The following is a 6,244-nucleotide window of genomic DNA, read 5'->3' on the forward strand; positions in this document are numbered from 1 at the left end:
GGGGCCGCCGTTGGCATGGTGAGCATGCTCATAGCGTTGTCCCTTCTGTTTCGTGCTTGTCGCGGTGCCAGGTGGTCGATGCGAGCTCGTCAAGCAGCGCCTGCTCGGCGACCAGGTCTTCTGCCGCCACCTTCTGGTCGTGCTTGATTTCGAGCTTTTCGAGGCTGAGCGCTGCTGCCCGTGCCCGAGAGAATTCCTCGCTGGCCGCAGAGGCTTGCGACCGCAGCTCGCTTTCGAGCGAGGTGAGATCAGAGAGCGCGCTGCGCAACGAGGCCCTGCCGGCCGCCATGGCATAGAGAGTCGCTGTGCTTGTGACATCGGTCGGAATCCCGCCCAGCGCGATGCGTGCGCGCTCCTGACTCACCGAGTTCTCGTCGAGGCGTCCGCGCGCAGACGAGAGTTCGCCCGCGGCGAGCTCCTGCTGCAGGTGCCGGAGCCTGAGCAGACCGGCAAGGGAAAATTCGCGACTCATGCTGCGACCCCCAACTGCCGAACGAGTTCGGAGAGTGCACGCCACGAATCCTCGGCACCGCACCTCTGATCCATGCCCTGCTGCAGAAATGCGGCGATCGCTGCCTCGTTGTCGACCGCGGCATCCACAAGGGGGTTGCTGCCCCGCTGATAGGCGCCAACGTCGAGAAGGTCTTGTGCGGATGCTCTGGCTGCCAGCACGCGTCGCAGCGATGTCGCGAGGCGGGTGCGCTCGGCGGGGTTCACTCTGCTGGCCACGCGACTCACCGAGCCGAGGGCATCCACGGAGGGAAAATGGCCGGTGATGGCGAGCTTGCGATCGAGCACGACGTGCCCGTCGAGAATGCTTCTGGCCGAGTCGGCGATGGGTTCATTGTGGTCATCGCCGTCGACGAGCACGGTGTAGAGCCCCGTCACCGACCCGCGTTCCGCGGTTCCGGCACGCTCCAGGAGCTGCGCGAGCAGAGAGAACGTGGATGGCGGGTAGCCGCGAGTTGCGGGCGGCTCGCCGACCGAGAGTCCGATCTCGCGCTGCGCCATGGCCACGCGAGTAAGGGAGTCCATCATGAGAGTGACGTCGCTGCCGCCATCACGAAACGACTCGGCGATGCGGGTGGCCACAAAGGCTGCGCGCAGCCGCATGAGGGCCGGCTCGTCCGAGGTGGATACGACCACGATCGAGCGAGCGAGACCCTCTGGCCCCAGGTCGTCTTCGAGAAATTCGCGTACTTCGCGCCCGCGCTCTCCGACCAGCGCGATCACAGAGACTTCGGCCTCGGTGCCTCTCGCGATCATGGAGAGCAGCGAGGATTTGCCCACGCCCGACCCGGCGAATAGCCCGAGGCGCTGACCCCGGCCCACCGTGGTGAGGGTGTCGAGCACTCGAACGCCGAGCGCGAGCGGGGTGTCGATTCTGGCGCGATCGAGAGCCGCGGGGGTCTCATGGTCGAGGGGAACCCAGCCGTCGGTCGCGAGGGGGCCCTTGCCGTCGATCGGGCGGCCGAGTCCGTCGAGCACGCGCCCGAGGAGGCCGGTCCCCGTGGGGACGAGGATGGGGCGGCCGTGCGGGCGGGCGGGGGCTCCAGGAACGATGCCGTTCATGCGTCCGAGGGGCATGCATCGCACGCCGTCGCGGGTGGTTGCGATGACTTCGACGTCGACAGAGGCGCCGTCTCCCACGCTGATGAGCTCGCCGACAGCGCACTCGACTCCCACGATGTCGAGGCCGAGTCCAACGACAGACGAGACTTGGCCGACCCGCTGCGGGCGGGCTGCCCTCAGAGCGTCGGAGAGCCGCGCGTCGGCACGACGGCGAGCCGCCGATGCCGGTGTCTGCGCTGCGGTCGTTGTCATTAGTTTGCGGTTCCCTCAATCAGCGCGGTGCGTGCGCGGGAGATTGCGGAGGAGATGCGAGCGTCGAGGTACCCCTCGGCGAAATCAGCAATGGCATCCCCGGGGGCCACGGTCGCGTCGGCGGAGTAGGTGATGCCGTCAACGATGCAGTCGTCTTCGGGCGCGGCAAGCGTGCTGGGGTGCATCCGCAGAACAAGAATCGTGGTGGGGTCCACATCGCGGAGCGCCCTCGTGACGGCGGCTCGCGCTGAACGCGGAGCATCGCTGAGTTCGATGCCGATGATCGACTCTGCGAGATCGATCGCACCCGTCGCGATGAGCTGGTGTGCCTCGTCGAGCACGGGTGCTGTCCGAGCGTTGACGGCGGCGATCGCGGCACGAAGGAGCGCGATATGGGATTCGTTGCGCTCCTGAGCCAGCGCGGCTATCGCCGCGCGCTCGGCGGCCTCGGCCCGGCGCTCCCGGTCGAGGGCAACCTCGGCGGCACGAAGCCCTGCGGCATACCCCGCAGCGTGGCCGCGGGTGCGTGCCTGCTCCTCAGCGGCCTCGGCGTTGGATCCGCCCAGGTCGGGAAAGTTCACGAGGGAGAACTGGGTTCTAGTAGACAAGCTCTTCCTCCTCTGTGCGCTGAACCGTGATGGCACCCTGCGATTCGAGGTCGCGGATCGCACGCACAATCTCGGATCGCGCCTCTTCGACCTGCGAGAGCCGCACGGGGCCCAGCGCCGAGATCTCGTCGTCGAGAATCTCGCGGTTGCGCTCGGAAAGGTTTCCCCTAATGACCTCGATCACGTTGTCTGGGCTGCCCTTCATGGCAATTGCCAGAACAGCCGCGTCGATACCGCGCAGCACGTGCTGCACGTCCTTGCGCTCGAGCTTGACGATGTCCGCGAAGGTGAGCATGCGCGAGCGAACCTCTTCTGCGAGATCGGGGTCGCGCTCGTCGAGCGCCTCGAGCAGTTCGCGCTCGGTGGCAACGCTTGAGCGGTTGATGATGTCGACGAGAGGCTGTACTCCTCCGACGATCTCCACGGAGTCGCGGGTCGATACGACGGCGCCAGCCCTCACCTTGAGGGTGTCTGCCACGACGCGAACGGCCTCGGGTGCAGCGCTGCCCATCATGGCAATGCAGTGGGCGACCTCGGTGCGCTTGTTGTCGTCGAGGCCCGTGAGAATCATGGAGGCCTGCTCCGGCCGCAGGTGCGCAAGCACGAGGGCAACCGTCTGCGGCAGCTCACCATCGAGCAGGGTGACAACCTGGCTCGCATCGACGGCCTCGAGAAATTCGAATGCCTTGCCGGCCATCGACGAGGCGACGCGGCTCATGAGCCCCGCGGCGCGTTCGGCTCCGAAGGATGCTTCGAGCAGTCCCACCGCGATGTCGCGTCCGCCGCGAGCGTTGATTCCGCCGCCGCGCACCGTCAGGGCGTGGAACTCGCCGATCGCCCGCTCGGCGACAATCGAGTCGACCTTCTTGAGCCGAACGATCTCGGCGACGATCTCCTCCGCCTCCGAGTCGGTGAACTGCTTGAGGACCTCTGCGGCCTTCGCGCTATCCAGGTTCATCAGCACAACCGCCACCTTTTGGGTGCCGGTCAGGCCTTCTACTGCGGTATCGGTCATCGGGTCGGCCTTACGTCATCCATCAGGCCGCGCAAGAACTCAGCGGTCTTCTGCGGGTCGCGCATGGCGAGGGCCTCGATCTCGGCCTTCTGCCGCTCCGCGTCTGCGACGACGGGGATGGGCAGGTCGCCAGCGAGCAACTCGATGGGCGGGGCGGACGCGTTGATCTGCATGGGAACAGTGGGGGCGTCGAGGATGTCCGAGAGCTTGGCGAGTTCGCCAGCCTCCCTCGCGGCCTGGCGACGCCGGGCCATCATGACGAGGCCGATCACGATCGGCAGAACGATTCCGGCAACGATTACGGCAACGGTCGCAAGCTGCATGATGCGATCCTGGGTCGCCGCCGCCTCTGCTGCGGCGAGCGCCTCGGATGCCGCTATTGCGCCTGTCGCGTTGAACGCCATGACTTCGACGGCCACGGAGTCGCCTCGCTCGTCGTTGATGCCCGCCGCCGCGGCAACGAGCTCACGAATCGAGGGAACGCTCAGCCCCGCGATGGCTTCTTCATTGACGGCCACGGAGACCGTCTGACGGGTCACTGCGCCCGCCGGGATGACCCGGGATTCGGTGACCTTGTTGATGGCGTTGTTGCGGGTGGTCGACTCGGAAGAGAAGAGACCGGAGTCGGCGGCGCCGGGAACCGCGATGTTGTCGGGGCCGAGCACACCGCCGACAACTCCGCCAGCAGCGCCGGAGGTGTAGTTCTCGGTGTCGGTCGACTCGTTGATCACGGGGTTGTCGAGCGGGGCGGTGTACGTCTCTTCGAGGCGCTCTGCCGACTCGTAGCTCATGTCGGCGGCCACAACCACGCTGGCGTTACCGGGGCCGACAACCTTATCGAGCATGGCCTGCACGGCACCCTGAACGCGCTGTTCGTAGTCGCTGGCCTGCTTATCTGCACTGCCGGTCGCCCCGGCGCCCACGGCAGAAAGCACGGTGCCCTCGGCGTCGATCACGGCGACATCCGTCGACTTCATTCCCTCGATCGATGCCGAGGTGAGATGAACGATGGCCTGAACCTGTTCATTGCTGAGGCTCACGCCCCGATCCGTTTCGACAAAGACCGAAGCGGTGGGGCTCTGCGTCTGCGACACGAACACGGTCTCTTCTGGGATGGCGAGGCGAACAGACGCCGTGCGCACGCCCTTGAGCGCGCCAATTGTGGAGGCGAGCTCGCCCTCAAGTGCGCGCTTATAGGTCACCGACTGCTGAAATTCAGAGCTGGTCACGCCCATGTCATCGAGCAGGGAGTAGCCGCCCGTGCTGGCGGAGGGCAGGCCCGCCGCTGCCGCCGCGAGGCGCTGCTCGTAGACGTTGCCCTCTGGCACGAGAATCGTGGATCCACCATCTGTGAGCTGATACTCGACGCTCCCGGCGCGAAGCTGCTCCACGACAGCACTCGCATCCGATGCCGACAGGCCCGTGAAGAGGGGCGTATATGCGGGCTTGCTGAGCCACACCCCGAGGCCGGCGATACCCAGCACGAGCACGGCGACTCCGATGAGCGCGATCGTGCGCTGCGCAATCGTGAACTCACGGATGGCCGCGACGAGACGGCCAAAGGCCGACGTGATCTGGGCGGGCATCAGGCCTGCATCCTCATGATCTCGTTGAACGCGTCAACGCCCTTGTTGCGAACAGCGGCGACGAGTTCAAGCGTTACCTGAGCGCGGGTGGATGCAATGGTGGCGTCGTGAATGTCGGCGAGGTCGCCGCTCACGGCCTTGATGGCCAACTCGTTCGAGGTGGACTGCAACGAGCGCAGGTCATCGACGACACCGCCGAGCGTCGCCTGAAAGTTGCTGGCGCTCGGGGCATTGCTGGCTGCGGTCGCTGCCTGCAGGTCGAGGCCGTCGGTGAGCGCGGCAGCGGGGTTGATGCCCGAGAGTGCGCCGATGCTGGGGATGGACATTACGACCTGCCGATCTGAATTGCAGCCTGGTAGCTTTCCTTCGCCCGGTCGACGACCGCAGCGTTTGCCTGGTATCCCCGCTGGGCCATGATGAGTTGTCCCATCTGGCTCGCGAGGTCGATGTCGGGGTAGCGCACATAGCCGGCTTCGTCGGCGAGCGGATGCTCCGGTTCGTAGACGAGGCGGCCTTCGGCATCGCCGTAGGCCGCACCCTGCACATAGACGCCCGTGGTGCCTTCGCCCGCCTGGGCGACCACGTAACGGGCGCGGAACGCTTCGCCGTCGGTCGATGCGGCCGTGTTGACGTTGGCCAGGTTGTCCGAAACGGCGTCGAGCCACTTGCGGTGAACGGTGAGCGCTGTGCCGGCGATGCCGATTGCGTCGAATGTCATGGTCGTTTCTCCGCCTAACTGGTGCGCATTGCCGAGCGAAGGCTCGTGAACTGGCCCTCAACCGCGCGGGCGGCGAACTGGTACCGCAGCACGGTGTCGATGTTCGAAAGCGTCTCGGTGTCGAGGTTGACGTTGTTGCCGTTGAGCTGCGTCGGCTCAAGAGAGTCTGCTGTTGTCGCGGTCGTGGCTCCATTGCCGCTGCGAACTGAGTCGGCGAGGGCTGCTTCGAAAAGCACGCGCTTGGCCTTGTAGTCAGGCGTATTCACATTGGCGATGTTGTTGGCAATCGTGCGCTGGCGCAGCGATAGCCCATCGAGGGCACTGCCCAGGGCGAGTGAGGTCACCGAATCGAACACAAGCATCCCGTTTCATGGAATTCGACGTCGGCCGATCCATGGCCTTGCGAGGTGAGCGATCCCTGCTCTTCCTCAGCTATCGGCACCCCGCGCCGAATGCGTTAGGCATTTGTGCAAAATTGATGATGTTTCGGGCG

Annotated in this window: 8 protein-coding genes; all 8 read right to left on the reverse strand. The window is 65.8% G+C overall.

Annotated features, from left to right (window positions below; translation table 11 throughout):
* Nucleotides 1-28: 28 nt before the first annotated feature.
* Genes AC062T_RS09490 through AC062T_RS09525 form a run of 8 tightly spaced genes read right to left on the reverse strand, consistent with a single transcriptional unit; the run spans nt 29 to nt 6,107 of the window.
* A complete protein-coding gene (locus AC062T_RS09490) occupies nt 29-472 on the reverse strand; it encodes a flagellar export protein FliJ (protein WP_476029462.1) in 444 nt (147 codons plus the stop codon).
* The gene (locus tag AC062T_RS09495) at nt 469-1,824 is read right to left on the reverse strand and encodes a FliI/YscN family ATPase (protein WP_476029464.1); all 1,356 of its coding nucleotides are present in this window, start codon (nt 1,822-1,824) and stop codon (nt 469-471) included. The genes AC062T_RS09490 and AC062T_RS09495 overlap by 4 nt, the downstream gene beginning before the upstream one ends.
* Entirely contained in the window at nt 1,824-2,432 is a 609-nt protein-coding gene (locus tag AC062T_RS09500; RefSeq protein ID WP_476029466.1) for a FliH/SctL family protein, read from the reverse strand. Before AC062T_RS09500 ends, AC062T_RS09495 begins: the two co-directional genes overlap by 1 nt.
* Nucleotides 2,422-3,447: a flagellar motor switch protein FliG gene (gene fliG / locus AC062T_RS09505; RefSeq protein ID WP_476029468.1), complete on the reverse strand. Its 1,026-nt coding sequence runs from the start codon at nt 3,445-3,447 to the stop codon at nt 2,422-2,424. The genes AC062T_RS09500 and fliG overlap by 11 nt, the downstream gene beginning before the upstream one ends.
* Entirely contained in the window at nt 3,444-5,033 is a 1,590-nt protein-coding gene (fliF, locus tag AC062T_RS09510) for a flagellar basal-body MS-ring/collar protein FliF (protein WP_476029470.1), read from the reverse strand. Before fliF ends, fliG begins: the two co-directional genes overlap by 4 nt.
* Nucleotides 5,033-5,359: a flagellar hook-basal body complex protein FliE gene (gene fliE, locus AC062T_RS09515; RefSeq protein ID WP_108518533.1), complete on the reverse strand. Its 327-nt coding sequence runs from the start codon at nt 5,357-5,359 to the stop codon at nt 5,033-5,035. Before fliE ends, fliF begins: the two co-directional genes overlap by 1 nt.
* Complete coding sequence (locus AC062T_RS09520; protein ID WP_108518534.1) at nt 5,359-5,751, reverse strand: flagellar basal body rod protein FlgC; 393 nt, start codon at nt 5,749-5,751, stop codon at nt 5,359-5,361. The genes fliE and AC062T_RS09520 overlap by 1 nt, the downstream gene beginning before the upstream one ends.
* A gap of 14 nt (nt 5,752-5,765) precedes the next feature.
* Nucleotides 5,766-6,107 carry a flagellar basal body rod protein FlgB gene (locus tag AC062T_RS09525; RefSeq protein WP_108519156.1) on the reverse strand — a complete coding sequence of 114 codons (342 nt, stop codon included), beginning with the start codon at nt 6,105-6,107 and terminating at the stop codon, nt 5,766-5,768.
* Nucleotides 6,108-6,244: the final 137 nt, after the last annotated feature.

The organism is Homoserinimonas sp. (assembly GCF_056262345.1).

Coding starts and splice junctions, on each gene's coding strand:
- AC062T_RS09490 (WP_476029462.1), bottom strand. CDS start 472: ATGAGTCGCGAATTTTCCCTTGCCGGTCTGCTCAGGCTCCGGCACCTG.
- AC062T_RS09495 (WP_476029464.1), bottom strand. CDS start 1,824: ATGACAACGACCGCAGCGCAGACACCGGCATCGGCGGCTCGCCGTCGT.
- fliG (WP_476029468.1), bottom strand. CDS start 3,447: ATGACCGATACCGCAGTAGAAGGCCTGACCGGCACCCAAAAGGTGGCG.
- fliF (WP_476029470.1), bottom strand. CDS start 5,033: ATGCCCGCCCAGATCACGTCGGCCTTTGGCCGTCTCGTCGCGGCCATC.
- fliE (WP_108518533.1), bottom strand. CDS start 5,359: ATGTCCATCCCCAGCATCGGCGCACTCTCGGGCATCAACCCCGCTGCC.
- AC062T_RS09520 (WP_108518534.1), bottom strand. CDS start 5,751: ATGACATTCGACGCAATCGGCATCGCCGGCACAGCGCTCACCGTTCAC.